Origin of the sequence: Pedobacter sp. L105, from assembly GCF_009765875.1 — a bacterium.
Classification (GTDB): domain Bacteria; phylum Bacteroidota; class Bacteroidia; order Sphingobacteriales; family Sphingobacteriaceae; genus Pedobacter.
This window is the reverse complement of sequence record NZ_LMUP01000002.1, coordinates 73,295-99,965: the sequence shown is the minus strand read 5'-3', so window position 1 is coordinate 99,965 and position 26,671 is coordinate 73,295. Positions and strand designations below refer to the sequence as shown.

21 protein-coding genes are annotated in these 26,671 nt (G+C 37.2%); 16 read left to right on the top strand and 5 right to left on the bottom strand.

The genetic code is table 11. The features are described 5' to 3' along the window. Window positions 1-4 precede the first annotated feature (4 nt). Both GSQ84_RS01645 and GSQ84_RS01640 read left to right on the top strand, forming a co-directional pair. Window positions 5-1,033, top strand: a complete 1,029-nt coding sequence (locus GSQ84_RS01645) for a hypothetical protein (RefSeq protein ID WP_158795512.1) — start codon at window positions 5-7, stop codon at window positions 1,031-1,033. Window positions 1,034-1,898: 865 nt separating this feature from the next. After that, on the top strand, window positions 1,899-3,377 hold the full coding sequence (locus GSQ84_RS01640; RefSeq protein WP_158795511.1) for a serine hydrolase: 1,479 nt from the start codon (window positions 1,899-1,901) through the stop codon (window positions 3,375-3,377). A 126-nt stretch (window positions 3,378-3,503) separates the two neighbouring features. On the opposite strand, the gene GSQ84_RS01635 is transcribed toward GSQ84_RS01640, so the two are convergent. Beyond that, window positions 3,504-5,030, bottom strand: a complete 1,527-nt coding sequence (locus GSQ84_RS01635; protein ID WP_158795510.1) for a DUF6377 domain-containing protein — start codon at window positions 5,028-5,030, stop codon at window positions 3,504-3,506. 553 nt (window positions 5,031-5,583) lie between these two features. Between GSQ84_RS01635 and GSQ84_RS01630 the strand changes: the two genes are divergently transcribed. After that, window positions 5,584-8,523 carry a SusC/RagA family TonB-linked outer membrane protein gene (locus GSQ84_RS01630; RefSeq protein WP_254070759.1) on the top strand — a complete coding sequence of 980 codons (2,940 nt, stop codon included), beginning with the start codon at window positions 5,584-5,586 and terminating at the stop codon, window positions 8,521-8,523. Between the two features lie 18 nt (window positions 8,524-8,541). Then, window positions 8,542-10,290 carry a RagB/SusD family nutrient uptake outer membrane protein gene (locus GSQ84_RS01625; RefSeq protein ID WP_158795508.1) on the top strand — a complete coding sequence of 583 codons (1,749 nt, stop codon included), beginning with the start codon at window positions 8,542-8,544 and terminating at the stop codon, window positions 10,288-10,290. Between the two features lie 111 nt (window positions 10,291-10,401). On the opposite strand, the gene GSQ84_RS01620 is transcribed toward GSQ84_RS01625, so the two are convergent. Then, window positions 10,402-11,094, bottom strand: a complete 693-nt coding sequence (locus GSQ84_RS01620) for a YjjG family noncanonical pyrimidine nucleotidase (protein ID WP_158795507.1) — start codon at window positions 11,092-11,094, stop codon at window positions 10,402-10,404. A 169-nt stretch (window positions 11,095-11,263) separates the two neighbouring features. Between GSQ84_RS01620 and GSQ84_RS01615 the strand changes: the two genes are divergently transcribed. The 10 genes from GSQ84_RS01615 to GSQ84_RS01570 all read left to right on the top strand — a co-directional run bounded on the left by GSQ84_RS01615 (window position 11,264) and on the right by GSQ84_RS01570 (window position 21,104). Continuing rightward, entirely contained in the window at window positions 11,264-13,402 is a 2,139-nt protein-coding gene (locus tag GSQ84_RS01615; RefSeq protein WP_158795506.1) for a radical SAM protein, read from the top strand. A 1-nt stretch (window position 13,403) separates the two neighbouring features. Further along, on the top strand, window positions 13,404-14,558 hold the full coding sequence (locus GSQ84_RS01610) for a radical SAM protein (protein ID WP_158795505.1): 1,155 nt from the start codon (window positions 13,404-13,406) through the stop codon (window positions 14,556-14,558). Between the two features lie 170 nt (window positions 14,559-14,728). Beyond that, the gene (locus tag GSQ84_RS01605) at window positions 14,729-15,514 is read left to right on the top strand and encodes a hypothetical protein (RefSeq protein WP_158795504.1); all 786 of its coding nucleotides are present in this window, start codon (window positions 14,729-14,731) and stop codon (window positions 15,512-15,514) included. A gap of 6 nt (window positions 15,515-15,520) precedes the next feature. Continuing rightward, the gene (locus GSQ84_RS01600; protein ID WP_158795503.1) at window positions 15,521-15,781 is read left to right on the top strand and encodes a hypothetical protein; all 261 of its coding nucleotides are present in this window, start codon (window positions 15,521-15,523) and stop codon (window positions 15,779-15,781) included. A gap of 3 nt (window positions 15,782-15,784) precedes the next feature. Continuing rightward, complete coding sequence (locus GSQ84_RS01595; RefSeq protein ID WP_158795502.1) at window positions 15,785-16,681, top strand: DUF2797 domain-containing protein; 897 nt, start codon at window positions 15,785-15,787, stop codon at window positions 16,679-16,681. 131 nt (window positions 16,682-16,812) lie between these two features. Continuing rightward, complete coding sequence (locus GSQ84_RS01590; protein WP_158795501.1) at window positions 16,813-17,049, top strand: hypothetical protein; 237 nt, start codon at window positions 16,813-16,815, stop codon at window positions 17,047-17,049. 52 nt (window positions 17,050-17,101) lie between these two features. Next, the gene (locus tag GSQ84_RS01585; protein ID WP_158795500.1) at window positions 17,102-18,166 is read left to right on the top strand and encodes an oxygenase MpaB family protein; all 1,065 of its coding nucleotides are present in this window, start codon (window positions 17,102-17,104) and stop codon (window positions 18,164-18,166) included. Window positions 18,167-18,349: 183 nt separating this feature from the next. Next, window positions 18,350-19,321, top strand: coding sequence for an NADP-dependent oxidoreductase (locus tag GSQ84_RS01580; protein ID WP_158795499.1), 972 nt, complete (start codon window positions 18,350-18,352; stop codon window positions 19,319-19,321). A gap of 125 nt (window positions 19,322-19,446) precedes the next feature. After that, a complete protein-coding gene (locus GSQ84_RS01575; RefSeq protein ID WP_371416345.1) occupies window positions 19,447-20,244 on the top strand; it encodes a helix-turn-helix domain-containing protein in 798 nt (265 codons plus the stop codon). 305 nt (window positions 20,245-20,549) lie between these two features. Further along, window positions 20,550-21,104, top strand: a complete 555-nt coding sequence (locus GSQ84_RS01570; protein WP_158795498.1) for a DUF4142 domain-containing protein — start codon at window positions 20,550-20,552, stop codon at window positions 21,102-21,104. A gap of 59 nt (window positions 21,105-21,163) precedes the next feature. Here GSQ84_RS01570 and GSQ84_RS01565 read toward each other — a convergent pair whose 3' ends face one another. Beyond that, complete coding sequence (locus tag GSQ84_RS01565) at window positions 21,164-22,684, bottom strand: DEAD/DEAH box helicase (RefSeq protein WP_158796043.1); 1,521 nt, start codon at window positions 22,682-22,684, stop codon at window positions 21,164-21,166. A 158-nt stretch (window positions 22,685-22,842) separates the two neighbouring features. On the opposite strand from GSQ84_RS01565, the gene GSQ84_RS01560 reads away from it, so the two are divergent. Together GSQ84_RS01560 and GSQ84_RS01555 are read left to right on the top strand one after the other, a co-directional pair. Further along, a complete protein-coding gene (locus GSQ84_RS01560; RefSeq protein WP_158795497.1) occupies window positions 22,843-23,457 on the top strand; it encodes a sugar O-acetyltransferase in 615 nt (204 codons plus the stop codon). A gap of 64 nt (window positions 23,458-23,521) precedes the next feature. Beyond that, a complete protein-coding gene (locus GSQ84_RS01555) occupies window positions 23,522-24,598 on the top strand; it encodes a DUF748 domain-containing protein (protein ID WP_158795496.1) in 1,077 nt (358 codons plus the stop codon). Between the two features lie 33 nt (window positions 24,599-24,631). Here the strand turns inward: GSQ84_RS01555 and GSQ84_RS01550 are convergent, their stop codons facing one another. Beyond that, window positions 24,632-26,086, bottom strand: a complete 1,455-nt coding sequence (locus tag GSQ84_RS01550) for a PAS domain-containing protein (RefSeq protein WP_158795495.1) — start codon at window positions 26,084-26,086, stop codon at window positions 24,632-24,634. Window positions 26,087-26,240: 154 nt separating this feature from the next. Then, window positions 26,241-26,660: a DUF1810 domain-containing protein gene (locus tag GSQ84_RS01545; protein ID WP_158795494.1), complete on the bottom strand. Its 420-nt coding sequence runs from the start codon at window positions 26,658-26,660 to the stop codon at window positions 26,241-26,243. Between the last annotated feature and the right edge of the window lie 11 nt (window positions 26,661-26,671).

Below are 26,671 nucleotides of genomic sequence, written 5' to 3'. Positions count from 1 at the left end.
ACAGATGAATTCCATATTAAATATAACTTCTACACTGGTTTTATTAAGTGTAATTACAAAAGCCAATCAGGTTATCGTTACATCGCCTGTTAAAAAGAATGTAGTATTTGAAGTTGTTTTAGAAGAGGGGGTAAGCAGCAAACCTTTTCTAGTGGTATATGAGAAGGGAATAAACCCTTATGGTTTGTCAAATACCACAAAAACAGAAATACAGCCTAAATTTAACACTGGCAATGCTTACACCTTCGAACTGAAAGATCAATCCAAACCTTTATATTTCTCCTTATTGCTCACCGGTTACCTAATGGATGTAACAATAGCCAGGGAATTCCACTTTGAACCTGGCGACCATATTAAAATAACTGTACGTAAAACTGATGTCCCAAATATTTATGATCTTGATTTTTCTGGCCGTGCTTCTGGAAAGTACAGATGCCAGAATGAATTTTTATATGCGGTGGAAACGGATACCGTAAAAGTGTCGCCAGAGTTCACAAAAGACAATCAGTATCACAAGGACAACCAGTCATTCAGGTATACTAACCTGCTCTATGATCTCATAGAAAAGTACCAGCCAGAAATGTCTGATTATTCTTATCACTTATTACACACTGATGTACTCGGAAGTATAGGTAAATACATCTTTTCAGATCTGCAGGTTAAGTTGTTTGATCAGCTGTCAAAAAAAGATACAGCAGGCTTTAAAGCTTTAGCAAAAAGCTTTTCTGACAAGTATAAACTCGATTTTGTGAGCAATATTCCGGATGGCGTGTTATGCGATTCAAAGGAATATGCCCTGTTTCTGATTGAAAAAATAAGAACAATGGTCTTAATAGATTTTGCTACTGTGAATTATCCGATTGTTTATGAAAGGATCAAGAAAGTAAACAATACAGTTTTGCGGGATAAAATGATCATTACCCTGTTTAAATGTTATGGAGATAGGTTTCATGATGATTATGGAACGATATTATTTGATGCGCGTTCTGTAGTGAAAACTAAAGAATTCAAGGAGATATTGAAAAGCTTATAAATCAAACACTCCAATTCTGAGGTTGGAGTGTTTACTTTTTGCTTTTCAAAATCAGGTAAAGTACAGGGGATATCACCCCTATCATAGCTAAAGGCAACGTTATCCTAAGCCAGTTAATATGCGGAAAAAGCATGTTTGTATATAAGCATATAGATTTCAAACAATTGTATCCTACATTAGGATATATAGATCTGTAATAGGAGTTAATTTGAAAATACCACCTAGAAATCTCTGACTGTTTATCTCAACAGTTGCACGGTGGTCTGCCGGGAAAGAACCGACCTTGTTTAAAAAAATAGTTAGAAGTTTAATTTTCATATCAGGTAGATAAGCGCCTAAAAATGAAGTTCTTTACTGGCTTGGTGTGTTTTTTTTGAATAAAAGAATTCCTAATACTAATTGGATACTAAATACCACAACTAGAATGATTTTTGTAATTTTATTTAGTTCAATGATATTGATCGATTCCACTAACCAAACAAGGACTAATAGAATGCTAAGAATCAAATAGAAATATTTCATGATTCAATATACAAATTAAATGATTAGGATAAATATCAATTTGGGTGTAGCTAGTTACTATGCGGATACAAAATGTCTGTAACCTGTAGTCAGGTTAGTATATTAATTGTAATTTATTGATCTCAGATGTCCAATGATATTATAATAAGAAGAATATATTTTAAAATGATTGAATAAAATGTGCGTTTTTGGTCATCTGATATTCAATAGTGAACATCTATTTATTTGTTTATTACTAATACGTTAATTACAAGCGGTTTATGTTTTATTCTCCGATTGGCGTCTAATTAGATGCAACTAATTATGAGATTAATCATCTTATAAGAAATATCTAATCAATATCATGAAAACAAAAATCTGCTTTTTTCTATGGCTGTTTTTATCAGCTCTAAATTCTGTCGCTCAAAATAAGATCGAATCATTAAACCAATATTTCAAAAAACTGTATGAATATCAACAGTTTAATGGAAATGTGCTCATCGCTGACCATGGAAAAATCATTTATGAAAAATCATTTGGTTATGCCGATTTTCCAAATAAAAGATTAAACAACAGCAATTCAAGTTTTCCTATTGCGTCGATTACCAAAACAATCACTTCAACCGCTATTTTGCAATTGAGGGATAAAGGGAAACTAGAAATAAATGACTTGGTAATCAAATATCTTCCTGATTTTCCCTATCCAACGTTAACACTTAAAAACCTATTATCTCATACATCGGGTTTGCCTATATATGATGATCTTTTTTTTTCGATAATTAGCAGACATCCTGATACGGTTTTTACGAATAAAGATCTTCTTCCAACCCTCATTGGTGCTAAATTACCGCTATCATTTCAGCCAGGTTCAGATTTTCAATACAATAATGTAAACTTTAATATATTGGCTATAGTCATTGAGAAAATTTCTGGTTTGTCTTATAACGAGTACCTTCAAAAAAATATTTTTCAGCCGGCAGGAATGTCTCGCAGCTCTCTGTCTGAATTTTTCAAGCGAAAAGATCAGGATCTTTCCAAATTATATAGTTTTAAACATACCTATTCATATGAACTGGAAGAACCTGATACAACAGCAGAGTTCCACGGAAATAAGGGAATACTTCATTTTAATTTTCATGGACATGGTGATGCCATTAGTACTGCAGCTGATTTGCTAAAATATGACCAGGCTTTACAAAATGATGTTTTAATATGTAAAGAATCAATGAATTTGGCTTTTACACCTGTCAAACTTACTAATGGACAGGATAATATACAAAAATATGGACTTGGATGGATAATGAAAGCCGATACCATAAATGAAAAAATTGTCAGGCATGATGGAGGTTTACCCGGCCTGCGGTCAATTCTGGTAAGAAATTTAACACAGCATCAGACCATCATCCTCATTGACAATACAGGGAATAATGTGATTCCGCTATCAAATGATGTGTTAAAAATATTAAATGGGATAAATATAACTCAACCGACAAAGAGTGGTGCCAGAACTTATAGCACCATACTATTAAAATCAGGGATTGCTGAAGCTAGAAATAAACTGACAATGCTTAAACAGAACACGCTGATGTATAGTTTTGATGAAAATGAATTGAATTTAATCGGTTATGAATTTATGGCAAATAACCAGAATGATTATGCTTTGGATGTATTTAAGTTGAATTCTGAATTATTCCCTTCTAGCTGGAATACATTTGATAGCTACGGAGAAATTCTCTTAAAAATGGGAAGAAAAGAGGAAGCTATTAAAATGTACCAAAAATCAATGTTATTAAACCCGGCGAATCAGAATGGTAAAAAGGTATTAGAAGAAATTTTAAAATAGCCGATTTTAATGTGTAACGCAAATTCAAAACATCCCAATTAAGCGGTTGGAGTGTTTTGATATCACATAATGAGTTAGCGCTGTGTTTTTATGGCTTATGTGCGATATAGATGTGGCGAATTTAAATTATCCCGGATATCTGCCATCAGTAAATTTGATTTCCATTATTTTTTTTTCAAAATCTTCTGCGGGCACAAGTGCTTTGGATTTTATTCTCACTTTGTAAGTATATACCGTACTCGCACTGTAATTGAGGATTTTTGCAATGGTTTCAAGCTCATTTATTCCCAATCTTATCAGGGCAAATATTCTCAGGCTGGCATTCAGTGTTTCACCCGCTTTTGGCCAGAGCTGATCTTTCTCATGCAGCAGCATATTAAATGAAGATATAAAATTCGGGAATAAGGTCAAAAACATAGTGTCGAGGGTTTCATTTAGTTTTGCCCTTTCTCTTTCAATTTGAACGTTGTTTAAAAGGATATGTACTTGCTGGTAATTTTCCAGCTTCATATTGTGTTGAATTTTACGTTTCATCTTCTCGATGGTCTCAATATGTGTGGAACAGCTTTTAAAAAACAGGCCAATAAATTCCTCTTTTATACGGGAAGACTCCCAAAGTTTCTCATTTACCTCTTGTAATTCATTATTTTTTCTGCTGATAACCAATTCATGGGCCTTAATACGAAGAATTTGTTTGTGGAAAATAAATAGTACAAGAAATAGTGCGGCGGCAGTAAATGAAATGAGTAAAAAACAAATCAAAAACTTATCCCTTTCCAATTGCTTTTCAGCCAGGAGTTTACCAGCGATGATTGGTAAAATCGCTTCTATTTGTACCTGATGCCCTCTTGCACCGTAAAATTTAGCATCTTTTATCGCTTGCTGGATACAAAAATAAGCGTCCTTAGAATTTCCTGATTTAAATAATTCCTGTCCAAGCATCAAAATTGCCGTCGTTTCCTTTGTTGACGACCGGATATCATTTATGGCAGCAAGTGTAAGAAAACGAATTTTGTCTTCACCAGTAAAAGCAAAGCTAACTCTGGTAGAGGCCATAGCTAAATTATGGTCAGTCAAATTGTTATGGGTTAAAAAATTAAAGAAAAAATCGGCAGTTAACCTCTTCTGTTTAACCGGGTCGGCATTGAACGCAAGATCAATTACTTTTTCAAAGTGGTTAGCCGGACCAGCGGATTGTACATTTTTAAAATCACTCTCTGATTTTTCAAGATAAACTTTTGAATATACCGCATCATTGTCATATTCGGCTATACCATGATATAATCGGGCCCGGAATATGTGATAATCGGATTGGAGGCGGGTTGTCATCCCATTGGTATCTATTTTTTCCAGTTGATCAAATGCTTCTTTATACATCCCGGAGTTCAATAAAATAGTTCCAAGTGCAATTGTGCTTTTGATCACGTTAGATTTGCTTTGATAAAACCCGGAAAGATTGATCATTCTGTTTACATAAATGAAGGCAGAATCGTATTTAAATGACCTGTATTCTTCAAATAGGAGGGAATCTTGCTGATAACTGCTCTTGTAACCAGCATGGTCATTGTTAAGGAACCGGTGTTTTAGTTTTAGAATCTGACTCTGCTTTTGTAGGTCGTAGTGCTGCTCTCTGCTAATTTCTGTTTTTAACACGTTTAACAGACTGTCTGACGAGGAACATGTTGCCAAACAATTTTGTGTATGCAGCAACAAAATAAAACAGGAAAAAAAGAATATACGGATCATGTTTTTGTGGTCTATCTTAATATTGACTCTGCGCTTGTAACCACTCCTGGATGAGCGGGAATGCAGGCTCAATATATTTTTAAAGTTTAATCATTTAAATATACGTTTAACAATTAAATGATATTAGATGGATTATAATTATCCTAAAACCCATGTTTCCATTCAGTCTTACTGAAATCCCGGTCTAAAAGTTTAGATTTTTGCTTGCCAATTTTTATATAAATATTTGATATGTAATATGTTAATTATTTTTTGTGTTGGATTTTAACAGGCAGATCTGAAATTCTGGTGTAATGCTTACAAAATCCTCGCTAATTTGACTTACCAATAAATGTCAGGTCGGATGTAGAATTTTGGCAATCGCTGCTATGTTCCTTAAATCGATTTATTGGCTTTGCTAACCAAATATTTAATCCATATGAAAAGAAAAATTCTACTATTTTTTTGCTTTATCATTTTTATGCTCGCTTGCCGAACACCCGTACTTGCGCAAAACCGGTCAGTTGCAGGGAAGGTGATAGACTCGCTAACCGGAAAACCTCTGCCGGGCGTATCAATTGCTGGTAAAGGTACAGGTACAACAACAGATGCTAACGGAAACTTTATAATCAGCTTATCTGATAAGGTAACCATGCTTACTTTTAGCTTTGTAGGCTACAACGCTCAGCAAATCCAGATAGCAAACAAAACAACTATCAATATAGCATTAACACAGCAATCAAACTCACTCAGTGAAGTGGTTATTGTTAATGTGGGTTATGGTACCTTAAATCAGAAAGAGGTGTCTAGTGCCATCACACACATTTCATCAAAAGAGCTGCTGTCTGTTGCGAGTAACAGCCCATTGATGGCCTTACAGGGCAAAGTTGCCGGGTTGACCATCACCAATACGGCTACCGGCGATCCTAATTCTACACCTACGGTTCAATTGAGGGGAGTTTCTTCCCGAAGTGCAGGTTTGGGCCCCTTGTATGTAATCAATAACGTACCCGGTGGGAACATCGATAACATCAATCAAAATGATATTGAATCGATTGACGTATTAAAGGGTGGGGCTGCATCGGCTATTTATGGCACCCGGGGAAGCAATGGCGTTATTATTATTACAACAAAAAAAGGTACATCGCAGTCAAATATATTATATGAGGGTTACACCGGCTTTGATTACCTAACCAATCAGCTTCCCGTGCTGTCTACTGATGATTTTATCAAAGACAGGGTAGATAACAAACAGGGACAAAATTATGGTGGAAACACCAATTGGATGGATGCGGTAAGCAGATCACCTGCCTTTACACAAAAACATACTTTACAACTTAGTGGAGGATCAGGACAAACGAATTACTTTGCAAGTGCAGATTACAGGAATGCAGATGGAGTTGACCTCAGGGCTCACAAACAAGAGTATGGTACGCGGGTCAATATCAATCACAAGGATAAAAATAATATATATGAGGCGAGCCTGACCGTGGCACCGCGATACATGAAAACAAGTAACGCAGACCAGGGGAATTTTAACAATGCACTTACTTTAAATCCAACAATTCCCATTTATACACCTGCTGGAGGATATAACTTTATTAATACCGGGTTCTTTTCAAATAACCCTGTAGAAAACGCCAAAGTTAATCTCTCACAAGCGGAAATCAAGGAGCTGGATATCAATGGCTCATTTAAGGTAAACATCCTTAAAAACCTGTCTACTACGGTAACGGTATCTGAAATAAGCCAGTCGGTTAAAAACCTGAACTTCAGTCCGTCTATACGGACTACAATTGAGCATTCAGGTCAAACCACACAAACAAATTATGCAGAGCAGGAACAGGTTGAAACCGATCAGAAAAACATCGAATGGACAGGTAACTATGCTTTAAACATAGGAAAAAACCATTTTAAACTTCTGGGAGGTTATTCATTTTCCGCCTATAATTACCAGGAATTTTATGCCCAGAACTTTGATTTTCCTTTTGATACCTATACCTGGAACAACTTAAACTCTGGCCTTTATAATGGTGGGGCAGCAGGGCAGGGGCAGGGAGCAGTAGGTTCAACCCAAAACAGCTCCAAGCTGATCTCCTTTTTCTCAAGAATGAATTATGATTTTGACAATAAATATCTCTTTACTGCCAGTTTAAGGCGTGAAGGTTCATCTAAATTCGGTTTAAATGATAAATGGGGAAATTTCCCTGCCGCCTCAGCCGCCTGGCGGGTATCTGAAGAGGATTTTCTTAAAGGTAGCAGCTCATGGCTAAGCGAACTTAAGTTGCGTGCGGATTATGGTGTTACCGGCAATCAGGATTTCGGCAGCTACCAATCCCTGTTATTGTATGGCGGATATGGTTATTTTCCTTTCAACGGAACAGTTTATCAGGTATATGGGCCTGCAACAAATGTAAATCCAGATCTGAGCTGGGAGAAAGCAGTCAATTTTAATGCAGGAATAGATTTTTCGTTATTTAACCGCAGAATTAATGGGTCACTGGATTATTATGTAAAAACCGACAAAAACTTATTAGGCTATTATAATGTGCCCTTACCTCCAAACTCGCAGTCGCAAACTTTTGCAAATGTAGGAACAATGAGAAATTCGGGGTTTGAGATTGCGCTAAACGCTACCGCTGTCAAAACAAGCAATTTTAGTTATACCATCACCTTAACAGGAGCTTATAATAAAAATAAATTTTTATCCTTCTCTAATACCATTTACCAGGGGGCTCCATATATCGATCAGGCTGAACTTAGCGCTCCAGGCAGTCCGGGCCCAATTCAGCGTATTCAGGAAGGCCAGAGTATAGGCAATTTTTATACGCTAAAATCAGCAGGAGTAGACGCAACTGGCGCTTTACTGGTTTATACTAAGGATGGAAAAATTGTACCCGCAAATGTTGCTACTAATGACGACAGGCAGATTGTGGGCAACGGGTTACCAAAATTTACCGGGTCTTTAGGGAATACGTTGTCTTATAAACATTGGGACCTGAGTGTCTTTTTTAGAGGAGCGTTTGATTATAAGATATTTAACAATTATGCCTTTTATATTGGTACGCCCAGTACACAGGCCGATGCCAACGTGTTAAAGTCGGCCTACGATAGTAAAAGCAAATATTCAAAACTGACTAATTCTTCAACCAATTCCATTGCATCAGATTACTTTTTGGAACCTGGCGATTTTGTGAAAATCGACAATGTTACTTTAGGCTATTCGCATCCTATAGCTTCCAGGATTATCAATCATATCAGGATTTATGTGACGGGCAAAAACCTCCATACTTTCACTAAATACACTGGCGGAGATCCCGACCTGGTGCAGGTTAACGGATTAACACCAGGTGTAAATACTGGTTTGAATTACTATCCATCTACGCTTCAGTTGCTGTTCGGCTTACAAGCTACCTTTTAAATTTTAATGATTACAGAGATGAAAAATAAAAATATAGTTAAATATACCAGCTTCATCGCAGCGGTGCTAATGATGGTTGCCGGCGCTTGTACAAAGTTAGATGAGCATGTTTATGACAAGGTAGATGCCAGTACTTTTTTAACCAGGAGAGATGATGTGATCAGGGATTTTTTAAGATCCTTTGAACATGGCTACTGGAGTATTCAGGGTAATGACATTTTTGCGGTAAATGAAGATAGCAGCGATGAGTTTGCAACTGTAAACAGACAGGGGGACTGGCAAAATGGAAATTATTTTCAACGGATGCATTACCATACCTGGACACCTACAGACGCATTTGCCAGTGGCGCCTGGACAGCATTTTACCAGGGTATAGTTTATGCTACCAATTCTTTACAGGATATGGAAAGTATCAGTGATCCTGCAAAGTTGAATGTTACACCTACGGAATTGGCAGATTTTAAGGCAGAGTTGCGCACTATGCGCTGCTGGTTTACCTTGCGGGCATTTGACTTTTATAGAAATATTGAGATCATACAGGATGTAAAAACCACCACCACAGGCAGTAAACAGTCTACACCACAGGAAACATTTAATTTCATAGAGTCAGAATTAAAAGCATCCATACCTGATTTGCCTTTAAGGGAAAGTCTGGGGGCTAACGGAATTGGACGATGGACAAAAGCAGGGGCTGCTTCGCTGCTTGTCCGTTTGTATTTAAATTCAAAAGTTTATACTGGTGTAGATAAATTTGCAGATTGTGCAACGCTATGCCAGGACATTATCAGTGGAAAGTATGGAGCTTTTACTTTGGATAACCGCTGGGATGCACCATTTGATTATACCAATAGTTCCTTAGCCTCAGAAACTATATTTGGCTTCCCCGGAACTTTGGCCAGAACGCACTGGCAATATGATGCTGGTATGTATTTCTGGGGCCTGACTTATGATGCTGCCCCGCTTTATTGTGGCTTTACCGATTTCGGACAGTCAAATCCTAAATATGCCCTGCAGCCTGGAAGAGACGTAGACAGCGTTGAGTATTCTTTTCAGTTGGGAAAACCATTTGTCAAGTTTCAAAAATACCCGGACGATCTACGTCTTAAAAAGTATAAAAACTTGGGTAATAGCACCAGGGAGGGGATGTTCTTATTCGGATATCTTCCCTACCAGCATAACGTTAACGGGGTAATGAAAACAGATACTGTACAGGGAAATAAAGGAAATTATCCCTTGTATATTCGCGACCAGGTGGGAATGTTTTTAGATGCCAAACCAGGCAGTAAAATAGCGGATAAGGAGTCTGATATGAATCACGCAGACCATAATTCTGGTGTTTTTATGCTAAAATATCCACTTTATCCTACGCCAGACCCCAATAGGATCACCTCTGCCTATGCAGAGATCCGGCTGTCAGAAATTTATTATTCCCTGGCTGAATGTAAATATAGAGCGGGTGACAAGCCGGGGGCTGCAGCACTTTTAAATGCTGTACGTCAAAGAAACTACCCCGCTAATTCACCGAGTTTATACAAGGCAGATGGCAGCCAGTTGACTGATCAGGAAATGCTTGATGAGTGGGGCCGCGAATTTTTAGGCGAAAACAGACGCAGGACTGATCTTATTCGCTGGGGTGTATTCAATTCTGGAACATGGTGGGATAAAACCCCGGATGGTGATAATCATACGGCTATATTTCCAATCGGACATGATATACTCGGAGCAAATCCCCAGTTAAAACAAAATCCCGGTTATGCAGGATTTTAAAGGCAATAGCAGCGATGAACAACTAACTAATGTATCACAGAAACACACCTTAATAGGTGCGTTTCTGTGATACATTTTATAATTACACCAATGCATGAATTTGGCAGAGCATTAAAGAATAGTTTTTAGTTCAATTAAATTATGTATTTCAAATGTTGGATTCTCGGCATGGACTTTTTTTAATGGATTATATAGAACTTGATCCCAGCCTGCATTTTTAGCCCCAATAATGTCAATTGTTAATGAATCTCCTATCATTAGACTACCTTCCGCCGTTGCCTTTGTAACTTTCAATGCATAATCAAAGATCTGTCCCATAGGTTTAAAAGCATTGCATTTATCTGCAGTTATAATTTCGGTGAAATAAGGTAATATACCGGAATTCTGCAGCTTTAATGATTGAACCTCGTGAGTGCCATTAGTTAATAAATGTAGTGTATAACGATCTTGACAATAATCCAGCATATCCTTTGCAAAAGGTATAAGCGCGCGTTGTGTAGGCAGGATGGCTTGAAATCTGTTATTCAGTTGATAGGCCATAGCGATGTCATCAACGTAATAGTCCATCAAAGTTAACCACATTCTTTTCCACTGAAAATCTTCATGTGATATAAGACCATCCAGGAATTCTTTCCATAATTCATTATTATTAATTGCATAACAATTATGAAAATCTAAAAAGTTGTCTATGTCATATTCCCATAATTTAAATTCAGTATACAACCTATTTAACGTCAATTCTGAATTTTTCTCAAAATCCCATAGGGTGTGATCTAAATCAAAAAAAACATGCTGGTACTTCATTTTCTAATTTCTAGTTACAAACATACTAAACATTATTCTCTTTAAGTCTATAGGACAAATGTCTCATAAGTGTTTGCTAATCAATAATATATATTGATTTTATTTTGCATAAGATCTTTTATTTAGATAAATTTATGTAATCAGTTCACCGTAATTAACTCTCATTATTATGCGTTGTATTACAGATTTTATTTCGAACAGCACACTAAAAAAAATAAACAAAGATTTTTTATGTGCGGCTAAGATGGAAGATGAAATTCGGAAGATTTATCCAATAAAATATTTTTTCGCCGTTATTGGAGACCTATTGACTAGATGTGCAATTTTCCAAATTAGTGAAAAAGACTTTCTACTTTATCCAATTGAAAATATTGATATCCCATTAAATTTTAAAAATTCTTTCTCAGTTTTTTTGGATAACATAGTTAAGATAGATGATCATTATCTATTTCCTGTAAAGGATTCCTCAAATTTTATATATTTTATCACATTTCCGTATATAAAGTTGATCTCTCTATTTCATAAAGATAATTTTCCCCTCCCAAGATTCCCTTTGGGTATTTCAGATATTGCTGGTGCAATAAGAAGTAATTTTGTGGGGAGAGTTGACTTATGTGATATGCAATTCGATAAGTCAATTAAAATAATAATTGATGAGATAAATGCTGAAAAACCTGAAATTATCGGAATATCTGCAACTTTCGGCCAGCAGGATCTTATTGATGATTTGCTTGATCAAATATCAATTCTACCGGGTTATAATCCACTCATAATTTTAGGGGGAAGCCTATCTACATTGAACTCAGATTTAATCTTAAACAACTTTCCTTACGCGCTTATCTCCAAAGGTTATGGAGAGACTACCATGAAAGATCTTGTAGCATTTTGGCATGGACAAATCGAGAAGCAGTCTGTCAACTTTATAAGTTATAAAGAAGGTGACAAGACCATTACCACGGTTAAAAAAAAGGATGACAAGAATACATATATTGTTCCAGAACTCGATTTACTGGAGGATACACTTGCCTTTAATGGGGTGATGCAATTGGAGTCCAGCAGAGGATGTACTTATCATTGTTCATTTTGCCCAAGAGCACATAAGGGTGCCTGGTCTGGTGATGCAGCTCAAGACATTGAACAGATACTGCCTTTCATCAGACTTGTGTTTGACCAATATCCAAAAATTAATCCTAAGATATTTTTAGTTGATGAAGAGTTTATTGGTTACAATACTATAGAGGATGATGTGCATAAGAGGGCTCTACATATTGGAAAATTGCTATCTATAAATGGATTTAAGTTTGAATCAAGTACGAGAGTGGATCAGGTTTACAAACCATTAAAGGTGGCTGAAGATAAAGTTAAGCAGATCAAAAAAATCAATTTCTGGAAGAATCTTTTGGCTACGGGATTGGATAGAATGCTTTTTGGGGTAGAGTCTGGGGTTGACAGTATACTGAAACGTTTTGATAAACAATCTACATGCCTTCAGAATGTTATTGCCGTTCGTATTTTAACTACGATTGGCGTACCATTACGATTGACATATATAACATTTGACCCGCTAATGAGCATGGAGGAGTTGATCCTATCTTATAAATTCCAGGGTAGAAAGGACATTATACTTAAGCCCAATAATTCTCTGTCTGAAGAACAAATTTTGGATTGTGTTTCTAATGATTCTTATGTAGAAGAACATACCACAAATGCTGAATTATTCACTGAGATATCATATATGCTTGTTTCCATGGAAAGTCTGATAGGATCTAAATATTTGCGTTTAGTCGAAGAGGAAGGTTTGGCTGAGGAACATGTATTTTCAATGGGTAAGCGAAGCGCACATTATCGCAATCCCGATATTGGTATCATCAGCACATCAGCACAAAAATGGGTGGATAGAAATTTTTCTCTTGATTATCTACTAAAGAGTATTATCAAATTCTCTAATGCATTCGTAAGACAGTCGATCGTACAACTCAGGAGGAAAATAAAAAGGTTTTCTTATACTTTATTAGGAAAAATGCTATCTGTTGCAAACAACGACTTAAGACTTCTGCATGAGCCTGATAAAGCAGAAATACAGCAAGTTGCCAATTTAGCTCTGCAATGGAGAAATGCCGATTTGGCCATTAGAAACACTTTATTTGTGGATTTATTAAGTGATCATTTTGATTCGCTGGTGGAGGAATTTCTCATAGAATTAAGATCACTGCGGACAGTTATTAGTGATGAAGAATATTTATTGATTGATAAACAGGTAGCCTTGTGGCTAAATAAACATAATTGGGAACTTATAAATAGCAAATAGCATGTATACGCCAATCCAACTTAAAGCAGAGTTATTATCCAAAGGAATATCTCTGACTGAAAATCTTATAAATAATTTTAGCGTTAAATATTTAGAAAAGAGAAGAGCTTATGGTAACCCTGACCCTGTCGAGTTGAGGCATGTCAGAATACCTCAAGAGTTATACCTTGATCCGGAAAACCTTAGATTGATTGTTTCTATAAATGTAGAAACTGATTCAGAATGGTTATTAGATTATATGGATGATATATATTTTCTGATCAATAAAAATACTTATTTCAAGCATATTGTTTCTTTTCCATTAAAGCCCGCTTTCTACTCACAACTTCTGGAAAATAAACAGAAACTATCTCAAATAGTCACCTTATATGGTGGAGGATCATTAGGAATATTTGCCTATGGAAAATGTCATCTGGTTGAGATTAACAAACCTTGTCATTACTGTTCAATAAGCCAGAACAGAGATAAAGGCACCGATTTTGTATTAACTATCAATCCAGATCTCATCTATGAGTCCGTAATTTTAGCTCTTCAAGATGAGGAATGTCCAGCAAAACAAGTAATGTTGAACGGCGGGAATTTTAAAGATAGAGATAGAAGTTTTCTACATTATACTTCACTTTTAAAGTCCATCTTAAGAGCCGTGAGAGATTCTGGCAAAAAAATAGACGTCCATCTGATAGTATATCCACCTGAAAACTTAGAATTACTTGAAGAGTTAAAAGACCTTGATATAGGGCTTGCCATGAATACCGAGGTCTTTGATATACAGTTATTTGAGCAATATTGTCCTGGTAAAGTTGAAACTGGTGGTAGACAGCATATTTTTGATGCTTTAGAGAAGGCTGTAAGTGTATTAGGAAAAAATAAAGTGTATTCTATTTTGGTTGGTGGGCTTGAACCTTTAGAAAGTTTGAAATCCGGACTTACTTATTTGGCAGATATGGGGGTGTCACCAGTAATTAACGTTTTACATACGGATCCTGGAACTCCGTTAGAAAATTTTCCAAAACCTACCGTAGAACAAATACTGCTAATGGGGAAAGAATTACAGACTATTTATTCTGAGTATGGATTTTTACCATTTTATGAAGACTGTGGACGAAACTCTATTGATTCAGAAGCTTATAAAGGTCTTTTTCAGCTAACTAGTTAATCGATAATATTTACCGCAATACACAAATTAAAGATAATATGTTCACTGATAACGACCTCACTATAATTGCTCAACAATTCATTTGCAAGAAATTTGCTGATGAATTGAATATTTCGTTACAATCGTTCCACACAATTTTATTGATTGGCTCTTCAATTAATCCATCAACAATGAGAAAGAGCTCTGATTTAGACCTTGTAGTACTTGTAGAAGATGTGTTGCTAAATAATCCACAAGATTTCCTCGCCCATTTTCTAATCAGCCATGTAGAATATAATGGTGAGGAGATCAATTTTCCAATGGATATTCAGGTTTATACTATATCAAGTTTTAGAAAAGAAATGTATTATGGCTCTTTGACTCGGGTATTTGCTGTTTTAAATGCTTTTCAAATTATTTATGCTGAAGATGATTGTGCAAAACAAATAATTAATGATGCTGATCAGAGATTAAATAATACTATACAATTTGTGATCAATGATATAGCCAGATTAGATATACCTCAAGTAATGAAAAATACTGAAGCTTATTTTAACTATGCGCATTTAATCATACTTGAGGAAAAAATTCAACAAAATAGCTTATTAATTTATTTGCAGTTTTCTGAATATGTTAAAGAGCTTCTTATCCAATTCCAATATGTTCTGTTTGCTGATGATCTCCAGAAAAATATCAACTCTGAAAATATGCATGTTGCAGTAAAAAACATGACTATTTTCAGAAATACGGATGGTACACGACTTTTAAATTTTAATAAGTATTTTGTAGATCAACGAGTCATAAAATTACTGGATGATATTAACAAGGTATTGAAGAATAATCAGAAAGTAATAGTGGAGAGATTTGATTTAGTGTTTGATATTATAAACGACGCTTTCTTCACCTATACTAATTATGCTATAGCCAGGAAAATTGAAAGATATAAGTATTTCCGTATACTAAAATTTGATTTATAAAATATTATGATTACTAGAGAACAGTTAAAGGAATTTGATATACAATTAATATTAGAGATTGAAAGTGAGCTGCAAAGTGCAAAAGAAAGGTTTCCCACAAAGCTAAATTCCTTACACGAAGGCTATGCCATAATTTCCGAAGAATTTGATGAATTTTGGGACGAGATTAAGAAGAAAGAACAGGATAGAGATTTGTTAAAATTAAAGACAGAGGGAATTCATGTAATTGCGATGATGATCAGAACTTTACAGGATTTAGTAATATAATTTATGGAAAACATCATTAAAGTGCTTTCAGGTTACGGTTTTAATTCGGGCAGCCCATATTTCGTTATTGATGAAATAGATGGTACGCTCGTGAATCGTTATCATTTAAACATTATTGGTCACACTTTTACTATCAAACCGTTACCAGCAAAATTTTGTATCGGGCGTTATGATTTACGAACGTTTGATTCATTTCCTTGTCCGCATGTTAATTCCATGACTAATAAAAAGGAAGGTATCTGTTACGACTGTTTTACATTCAATAGCTTTAATCCTTCATTTTATAATGTCGCTGTTTCGGAGTTAAGTTTAAAACAACGGGAATATAATCTATTGCCACATAATGTATATTTAGCATTATTCGATGAACATCAGATAAAGGTTGGTATATCCCAGCAAAAACGATATCTAACACGTTGGTTGGAACAGGGGGCAAGAGTAGCAACAGTAATATTTGAATGTAACAATGCTTATCAGGCAAGAGACATTGAAGAAAAGATATCAAAAGAGCTCAAACTCGCTGAAACCTTGAGAAGTGATCAAAAAAGGCAATATTTAAAAAATAGAACTGATTTAAAAAAAGCGTCGACGATATTGGAGAGAGTGATTGCCAGAATAAATGATCTTTTTGAACAGCAAATTATGGGGCAATCTTACAACTTCCTTGATGAGTATTATTTGCAAGATAATGTTATACAAACTAATATAATAGACATATCAAATGAACAGCCTGAATCTATTTCTGGCAAAGGCATAGGGCTTATTGGTGATACTTTGATATTTGAAAATGCACATCAACAATTCATGTTCTCTTTAAAAAAGATAATTGGACAGCAGATTTTATTTGAGGACACATTAATAAGCCAATCTTTTGTTCCAACTCAAATTTCATTATTTTAAAATATTTACTTTTTTTCTATTGATAGTCTGAAATATTCTAACCCGTTTTATTTAATTGAATTTATTTAGAATTTGGAAGTCCATCTATAAATCACGAAAGATAATTTTCAACAATCGTCCCTCAGCCCGAAATGTCATTAAAACCAAAAAAGAGATTTGGTATCTCTGTAATTTATGAAAAGTTTGATATTTTGTCTCATGAACTGTCAGAATTGTACATACAAAGGAAAAGTGAATTGCTGCAGATGAGGGCGATGAAAGAATTTCTCAATCAAAAGAATGAAGAAATTATCCAGCTAAAAAACAAACTAAATGATCTTCTTAAAGAGCCTGACAGTAATTCTACTGAACAAAGTATTTCGGAATAATTCACGTTTGTTTTTGTAACTTACAGTAGGAAACAAGTTAATGAATTGATAGATGAACGAGGGATATTCCAATGAATTTTTAACGGCTAAAAGACAGCTTGCTGATGCACCTGCAGATCTGCTGATTCAAGCTGTCTTTGCTGATACTGATACACAGCAAAAAACTATTTTCCGTGATGTACTTAGCCAAACCAGGTACAATACTGATCTACGGAATTTAGTTGCTGTTTATCCTCAATCGGCTTTTATTAGCAAAGCGAATGAATCACCTCAATGGGCTAACCGTTTATTGATGGAAATCGGTTCCGCGTTTTTTGCAAAACATGCAGAAAACATCATGACGCTGCTTGGTTTGCTGTCACTTCCTTATTGTTATACCGCCAGCAATGGCGCAATGGTTCTTTACCTGTCAGACAGGATGCGAAATGAAACCGCTAAAAGATTAACAGACACAGCCACTTTTGTTTGGGATGTAATGGCGCCAAACGCATTTGCAGCCAATGGAAAAGGTTTTGCAAGTATCCTTAAAATAAGACTGACACACGCTGCGGCCCGATTTTACACCTTAAAAAGTGGTCATTGGCAGGATGGATGGGGGTTGCCCATTAATCAGGAAGATATGGCGGGTACCAATCTCTCCTTTTCGCTCATCGTGATCCGCGGGTTAAGAAAGTTAGGTTTTGCTGTCAGTGAAACAGAACAAAAGGGGTTCTTACATCTATGGAATGTAATTGGGTACTTGCTGGGACTTGATCAGGATTTAATACCCGAGGACAGCAAGCAAGCTCAACTACTGGAAAAAGCGATCAGCAAAAGGCAGTTTAAAGTTTCTCCTCATGGAGCTGAGTTAACGCAATTATTGGTACAATATATCACATCAGCAAATGCTTCCAAAGCAGCTGCCGGTGAAATAACCGGATTGATGCGCTATTTGTTAGGGAAAGACGTGGCAGATATGTTAAGGGTTCCAGGATCGGAATTGCCCGCGTACCAACTGGAATTGCTGCAATTTAGCAATGCTTTTAAAAGTTTGCAGCCGGTATGGAATACTAAGGGGAAGTATAATAGTGCACATCTTAATTTCAAAAGGCAAAATTCATTTAAAGCAGTTCCTTAGCTTTCCGTCAACTTGTTTGATCAGCGTCTAAGTGAGATCACAACCAGGACCGAAACCTTCTGGTTCACTAAGATGATATCGTTGAATTTCATCCCCGGTAATTTCGACTAAAACAAACCGTATTCAGGCTAAATCTGCTGTAGGACAATTGTGGAAATTTGTATCAGTAAAAAACAAATGTCTATGAAAGCTATAAGAGTTAATGAGTTTGGTGGTCCGGAGGTAATGAAATTGGAAGAAGTAAAATGTCCTGTTCCTAAACTTGATGAGATCCTGGTTAAGGTATATGCCAGTAGTGTAAATCCCGCAGACTATATCATCCGCCAGGGTGGAAACGATCTTTTAAGGTCTTTTTTAAAATTGCCTATGGGTTTGGGCCTGGATGCAGCCGGTATTGTTGAGGAAATTGGCAGCGAGGTTCTTAGTTTTAAAAAAGGCGATAAAGTATACGGCGTGCCCAATTTTCCGGGTGATGGCGCTTACGCAGAATATCTGACTGCTAAGGCAAGCCAGTTTGCTTTAATGCCTGAGAATATATCTTTTAATGAGGCAGGGGCAATTCCTTCATGTGCGCTTATCGCCTGGAATGGTATCGTTGACCTGGGCAAAGTACAGCCAGGCCACCGCGTGCTTATTCATGGCGCTGCGGGTGGTGTAGGCAATTTGGCGGTGCAGTTTGCAAAAGCAAAGGGCGCGTATGTAATTGGAACAGCATCGGCAAACAACTTTGATTTTCTAAAAAAGCTTGGCGCCGATGAAGTGATCGATTATAAAACTCAGCAGTTTGACAAATTGCTGAGCAATATAGACCTTGTATTCAATGCTTCGCCTGTTAGGGATAACCATACACGATTAAATTCTGTACAGGTATTGAAGAAGGGTGGTATATTTGTGTGTACCCAGCTTGATGTTCCGATCAGCGATGAAGTCCTAAAGGCATCGGCAGAAAAGGATGTGACAAGCACTTTGGTTGGTGGCGGCGGCATTGCCTACACTTCATCACTTGATGAAACTACCAAACTGATTGAAGAGGGAAAGGTTAAAGCCATTATCAGCAAAGTATATCCTTTAGAAGAAGTAGCCGAGGCACATCGCGAAAGCGCAACCTATCACGTGCGCGGTAAACTGGTGCTGGAGGTTAGAAAGGAAAATTAAAACAGATGAAACGTTTCAAAACGATAAGTGAATTTCTGCAGTTTAGTCAACTGCCTAAGGCGGAGCATCCTTTGATCAGTGTGGTCAGGGTTGATTCTGTTGGGAATCCACATAGGGAATAATCGATGAGTTGGGTTTATGATTTTTATGCCATTGCCGTAAAACGAATTTCTAATTCCCAGAATTTCAAATTAAAGTACGGGCAACAATCTTATGATTTTGATGAAGGCATGATGTCCTTTGTGGCACCGAATCAGGTAATAGGGGTTTCCAGTATTAATAAAGCTGAAAAAATAAGACAGTCAGGATGGATATTAATTATTCATCCTGATTTTTTGTGGAATTCGCCTTTAGCCAAAACAATAAAGCAATATGCTTTTTGGGATTATTCCGTAAATGAAGCTTTATTTTTGTCAGAAAAAGAAGAAGCTATCCTGATCAATATCATTGAAAATATTCAGCGGGAATGCCACTCCAACATTGATAAGTTCAGTAAACAGATCATTCTTGCGCAAATAGAAAGCCTGCTTAGCTATTCTGATAGATTCTATCATCGCCAGTTCATCACCCGCGAAAAAACCAATCACCAGATACTCGACAGGTTGGAAATATTGCTTAACGATTATTTCAATAGCGATGATCTGATTACAAAAGGGCTGCCAACGGTTCAATACCTGGCAGATCAATTACATCTTTCACCGAAGTATTTAAGTGATGTATTACGTGTGCTGACAGAAAAGACTGCCCAGCAACATATTCATGATAAACTGATTGAAAAAGCTAAAGAAAAGTTATCCGTTACCGAACTTTCAATCAGTGAAATTGCTTATGAGTTGGGCTTTAAACACTTACAGTCTTTCAGTAAATTATTCAAGACAAAAACAAACCAATCTCCCTTAGCGTTCAGGCAATCTTTTAATTAAGTTTAGCTCGGGCGCAGTGCTATGCTAACTGTGCTGTATGTTTGCCTGGCAGTTGCTAAAGAAAATATCGTTACAAAATTATTGAGCCGCATAGATGAAAAATTAAAAATCTGTACGGCTCAAAACACCAGGATTTGCACATGAAATGATACCTGTCAAATGCTGTAAACATGGACTGATTCTGCCAGAATAGCCATTTTAACTAATTTTTTTTGTTGTTTATTTATTCGGATAAGATAATTAACTTTGACCCGCGCTCATCGGCATAAATTTTGAGCAGTGTAACCATAAACAAATAATACAGCATGAAAAATTCGACTTTTATAATCGCCCTCGGAGTATGTTCTACATTGTTCGCCTGTAACAGTAGTGATGAAACAACAGGCAAAGCAGATGGAGTAGATCTTCGCGGTTATACCAACCAGGCGCATGTAACTACTGAAGATGCAAACTTTATGGATAAAGCAGCTTTTGGTGGCATGATGGAAGTTGATGTGGCAAAAATTGCAGTTCAATCGGCAAACCCGAAAGTAAAAGCATTTGCAGAGCAGATGATTACAGATCATACCAAAGCCAATAATGAGTTAAAAGCACTGGCTTATCAAAAAGGTATTATCCTTCCTGATGTTTATAATGCTGAGCAAAAAGAAGAAATGGCTAAAATGAAAGCAATGTCTGGTGCTGATTTCGATAAACACTATATAGATATGATGGTGAAAGACCACAGCGAAACCATTGAACTTTTTGAAAAAGGAGAGAAAAGCCTTTCTATTGATGTTACCGAGTTTGCAGAAAATACTTTACCTGTAATTGATGGCCATTACAAACTGGCTAAAGAAATTCAGTCTTCGTTAAAATAATCTTTTTCCGCCTGTTCTCAGCAACACGAAAACAGGCGGATATATTTTCAGTCCGGTTTTTAAACCGCTGTTTTTAATAATCCCCTGCGGTGGATAAGTTTCTGGATCATGATTTTTAACCGCTCTTTATAATCATCTCTTAGCCATTCGGTGTAATTTTTTGTTACCCTCCCAAGGCACTTTGCATATTGTTTGATCCGCCAGTCTATTTCTTTAGACAGTTCTTCCATCAGTGTTAAAGCTTCAGGAATAGTGTCACTGTTATCTATACACATCAGGGCATGCTGACGTATAGAATCGCGGATAACAATCCTTGGCTTTTGCTGACTGTCCAGGGCATCCTGATAAGCTTTTTGTACATCAAAAGAGATTTCAAGACTATTAGGAAAATGAGAACGCATTTCTGAAGGCATACTATGTGTTTCTGTAGCGGAATGGCTGCTCAGGCTTTCATGGTAAGCTTCTGGGTTATCAAAGATATGTTGCCAGTCGAGCGGGGCATTCCATTCACCAAAACGGTCTGTGTTATTCCCCAGGTCTATAATGGTAAAGGTTTTCTTTTGTGGTAAGCGCCTGGCACCACGCCCTATCATCTGGTGATATAAAGTAAGCGAATTCGTGGCCCGGTTAAGAATAACGGTTTGTATAGAAGGTTCATCAAATCCTGTGGTAAGAATAGATACGGATGTGAGTATAGCGCCTTTAGTTTTCTTCAGCCATTTTAAGATCTCTATCCGCTCTGCTGCAGGAGTTTCATTATCCAGGTGCCTGATGGGATAACCCAGGTCTGTAAACACCTGACAAACTTTTTTGGAAGTGAAAATTCCGTTGTTAAAGATCAGTGTTTTTTTATTTTTAGTATGTGCTTCATAAGCATGTACCAGCAGATCTAACATGGCAGGTGAGGAGTATAGTTCATCAGAAGTGCTGACGGTGAAATCGCCGTTCAAACCTGTTTTTAATGTGTTCAGCTCTACGTCATATCTCCAGGTAGTAGGTTTAGCCAGATAACCTTGCTCAATGAGGGAGGTGATGCTTTCACCTACAACCAGTTCATCATAGTTTTTATGCATCGGCAGATCGATGTCTGAACTGAATGGTGTTGCCGTAACGCCAATGATAGCTGCATTTTCAAATTCTGCCAGTAACTTGTGAAAAGAATTATGATGCGCTTCATCAATGATCACCAGGCCAATGCCGTTCATATCGATCTGGCCATCGTTAATCCTGTTTTTCAGTGTTTCTACCATGGCCACATAACAATCGTGGTTATCTTTTCTGCTTACCTTTTTAATGCTGCTGTCAACAATTTTATTTTTAATGCCTGCTGTTTTTAAAGCGGAAGAAGTTTGCCTGCACAACTCTATCCGGTGGGTAAGGACAATAACTTTCTTCTGGTATTTACGGATAAACCTGTTGGCGATCTCAGAAAAGATCACCGTTTTCCCACCGCCTGTAGGCAACTGATACAACAGCCGGTGATGAACGGGGTTTTGCTCCAGTTTATCAAATAAAGCAGTGATATCATTTTGCTGATAATCATATAATTTTTTTGCGGTGGTTTCTGCAGTTGTATCCATATTGTTATTCATGCGGCTATTAACTAAATAGTCAACGGAAAGTTTTGACTAAGTAATTATTTTGATAAACCGGGCAGTTGATTTCTCCAGGAATAAAAGTCTGGCACGTTCTTTAGCTGTTTTGTGTAATATGCTGTCAATATTATAAAAGAGATACAATGAACCAAAAGGAACGAATGTTAGCTGGCCTGCCGTACAAAGCATGGCTGGACGGACTTGCAGAAGAGCAGCTGAAAACCAAGATGAAGATCTATAATTACAATCTGTACCGACCTGATGAAACGGAGAAAATAGATAAATCTATCCGCGATATTTTAGGAAAAGCAGGGACTAATGTCACTTTTCTGGCCCCTTTCCATTGTGATTATGGTAAACATATTGAAGTGGGAAATAACTTTACGGCCAATTATAACTGTGTTATTTTAGATGTTTCAAAAGTGATTATCGGGGATAACGTACTATTTGGGCCCAATGTATCTATTTTCACCGCCGGGCATCCGCTGCATCCCGATTCCAGAAATTCTGGTTATGAATATGGTATAGGAATTACGATCGGGAATAATGTGTGGATAGGAGGGAATACGGTAGTAAACCCGGGTGTGCATATTGGTGAAAATGCGGTAATTGGTTCTGGCAGTGTAGTAACCAAAGATATTCCTGCTAATGTAATTGCCGTGGGAAACCCCTGCAGGATATTACGGGAGATCACTGAAGCAGACAGGCAATATTACCATAAGGATAAAAAGTTTGATGTAGAGGATTATAATAGCTAACCACTTTATTTATAAGCAGTTTATCAATATTTAAACAATCTTAAATAGCTGTTGTTAAACCGGTATGAAGAAATTTCTGAAACCTTCCTATATCATTATTATCGTTATCCTCATGCTGGTCGTGATCATCAGGATTGCGCTGCCCGGTATCGTGAAAAACTATGTAAATAAAAAACTCAATGAACTGCCGGGTTATACGGGTCACGTAGCAGATATAGATATTCACCTGATCCGTGGAGCTTATGTGATCAAAGGTTTGGAACTCAGGAAAAAGGTTGATCCTGCAAAGTATCCTTTTTTAACCATCGACCATGCCGATCTTGCTATTGAATGGAGGGCTTTATTCAAAGGAAGACTGGCCAGCAAGATTGTAGCCGACAGGCCGGTGATCAATATTTTGGCTACTGAAGACTTGTCGAAAGAACCTTCAAAAGACAGCTGGACAAAAACGGTGAAAGCCCTGATGCCAATCACGATTAACAGGCTCCAGGTAAATGATGGCCGTTTTGCCTATCTCGATTTCCAGAAAAAACCTAATGTGAACCTGCATATTGATCATTTACAGCTCACGGCAATCAACCTGGCCAATGTACAAAAGGCTGCTTCACCACTGCCTTCTACAGTAACCCTTAGCGGTACATCTATTGGTAACGGACATCTACAGGCGCATATGAAAGTGAATGTGCTGAAAGATATTCCAGATTTTGATATGGGGATGCAGTTAACCGGTGTCAATTTAATCAGTCTGAACGGTTTTCTGGAGGCCAATGTGAAATTTGATATAGAGAGGGGCGACTTATCCGTATTCAGTAAACTGAAATTGACGAATGGCGAGATGGACGGTTATGTGAAACCCTTTATTAAAGACCTTAAGGTACTCAACGTAAAAAAGGATATCAAGAAAAAAGGTGGCATCCTGAGGGTGGCAAAAAAAGCAATTGTTGGTTTGTTTGCTAAGGCTGTTGAGAACCCAAAGACCAAAAAGATCGCTACGGTAGCGCCTATAAAGGGAAATATCAGGGATCCTAAAACCAGTGGATGGCAAACCTTTTTGGGCATACTTAAAAATGCTTTTATTAAAGCTTTACAGGAAAGAATAGGGAATGAAGTGAAAAGTCAGGAGCCTGCAAAAAAGGATTAACGAACAAAACGGCTTGGTGAGCAGTAGTAATTGTCAGACATCTTCAGCTTTTTTAATAATGCTGCGCACGATTTTATCAAGCTCCTGGGCAGAGTCTTCAAAATGTTTCATCAGGTCATGCCCTTTATCAAATTCCAGTCTGATCAGCTCAGCTAAAGCCATCAACCTGGCCAAAGGTGCCCTTACCACGTGCGATTGCATCCAGGAAATTTCTTTGAGACGGCAGTTTTGCGATTCGATGTTTTTCACATAGGTAACTTTATCTGTAATGTCCTGAATTGAACCCATCATGCGGATAATGGAGCCGTGTTCATTATAAACCAGAAAAGAGCGGTCGAGCACATATTTGTACGACCCGTCAGCACATTTGAACCTGTATTCTGCAGTGAACCGCGATCGTTTGGCCGCAATATTCACATTTAAACTTTTCCATACCCTGGGGATATCATCCTGATGAACCCTGTTATACCACCAGTCTATTTTGAAATCTTTACTTTGTTTATAACCGAAAATCCCTTCAATTCCCTTATTCCATATCATCTCGTCACTTAGGAAATTCCAGTCGTACACAGCATCGCTTGTTGCCTTGGATAAGATATTGAAGCGCTCAATACTTTCCCTGGTTTTATTATTTTGCTCAATTTGATGGGTTACATCCCTTGAATTGGCAACAAATCCCCCTATGGCAGGATCATGGGTTTGATCGGTAATAATGGTTTCAATCCATCTAAATTCGCCGTGCCCTATGGCAAAACGATAGGGATGTATTTTAATGCGGCCCATTGCAGGCAAAAGGGAAAATTCTCGGATTATTCTTTCCCGGTCATCCTGATGGACAAAATTGAAAGCATTTTTTCCGGCGAAGTGGTTAGGGGAAAGAGAAAGTACATTGGCGGTTGAAGGTGCTACATAGAGATAATTACCTGCGGGGTCGAGGACAGCGATCAGGTCAGACCCTTCCTGGATTAAAAAGCTAAATCTTTCCAGGAGATTCTTAGTCCTTAGCGTAACAAGTTCTGTTCTGCGTGGTGGCAAAGCAGGTAAAAACTCATGATGAAGGGCATTGGCATAATGGCCCCGGTTAATGCCATAAGCATGAAGACTTAATTGCTTTTCATCCCGTTCAGCAGTGACAAAAGGTTTTAGTTCCGGTTGCTCATCGGGGCAATTTGTAAATCCTGCCGGATAATAGATGATATAATTCGTTTCTTCCAATTCGTTTTTAATAGGATGGGTTTTATCGGCAGGTAATTCAAAAAGTTCGGGAGGTTGTTTTATTTCTGGCAATCTGGTGATGACAGGATGCGCAATGTGTTTCAGGAAGCTCAAAAGGCCAGTCCCCTGAACAGGCTGAGAACCAATTTTGGTGAGGTTAATAAATGCAGGGTTGACGTAAGCAATGGTATAAACAGGCGTATTCGGGAAAACTATCAGCGATGGAATGGGAGAAAACTCAAAAACAGATCTTAGATTTTCAATCGATAACATAATTGCTTAGGATTATTTAGGGCTATAGGCCTTATTAATACTATATTTCTTAGTCTAATTAACACATTTTTGATGTGATTGCCGCAAAATTTTGGATAATGAACGGAATGAACAATGCAGTTAAAAAGCTTGATTAGCAGCTTTTAAGCTTAATTTACTTTTTTAATATTTCCAGCGTTCTGCTGTCTTTTGCTCCGTTGAAAAATTTATCCAATAACAATTGAAAAACCGGATCGGCATTTGGTAAGCATGAAAATAAGGTTAAAGATGATTTTAGTTTGAGATCGTCAGGACTTCCAAATATCTGATGCGCATCACTGTTTCGAAGTTTGAGTAGTTCATTACTGATGGCCAGTAACCTGCTGCCTAATATTTGGTGCTGCAGATAAGCAGCAGCTTCTTGTAGATCTGCTATCGCGTAGAACTTTGCTGTTTCACTAAAGCCAAGCCCCTGGATCTGGGGAAAGATATACCACATCCAGTGACTTTGCTTTTTGCCTTTTTTTATTTCTGCCAATGCCTGATGATAATTGGTATGCTGTGCATTGATAAACCTTTCCAATTCTTTTTTCATGGTGAATTACC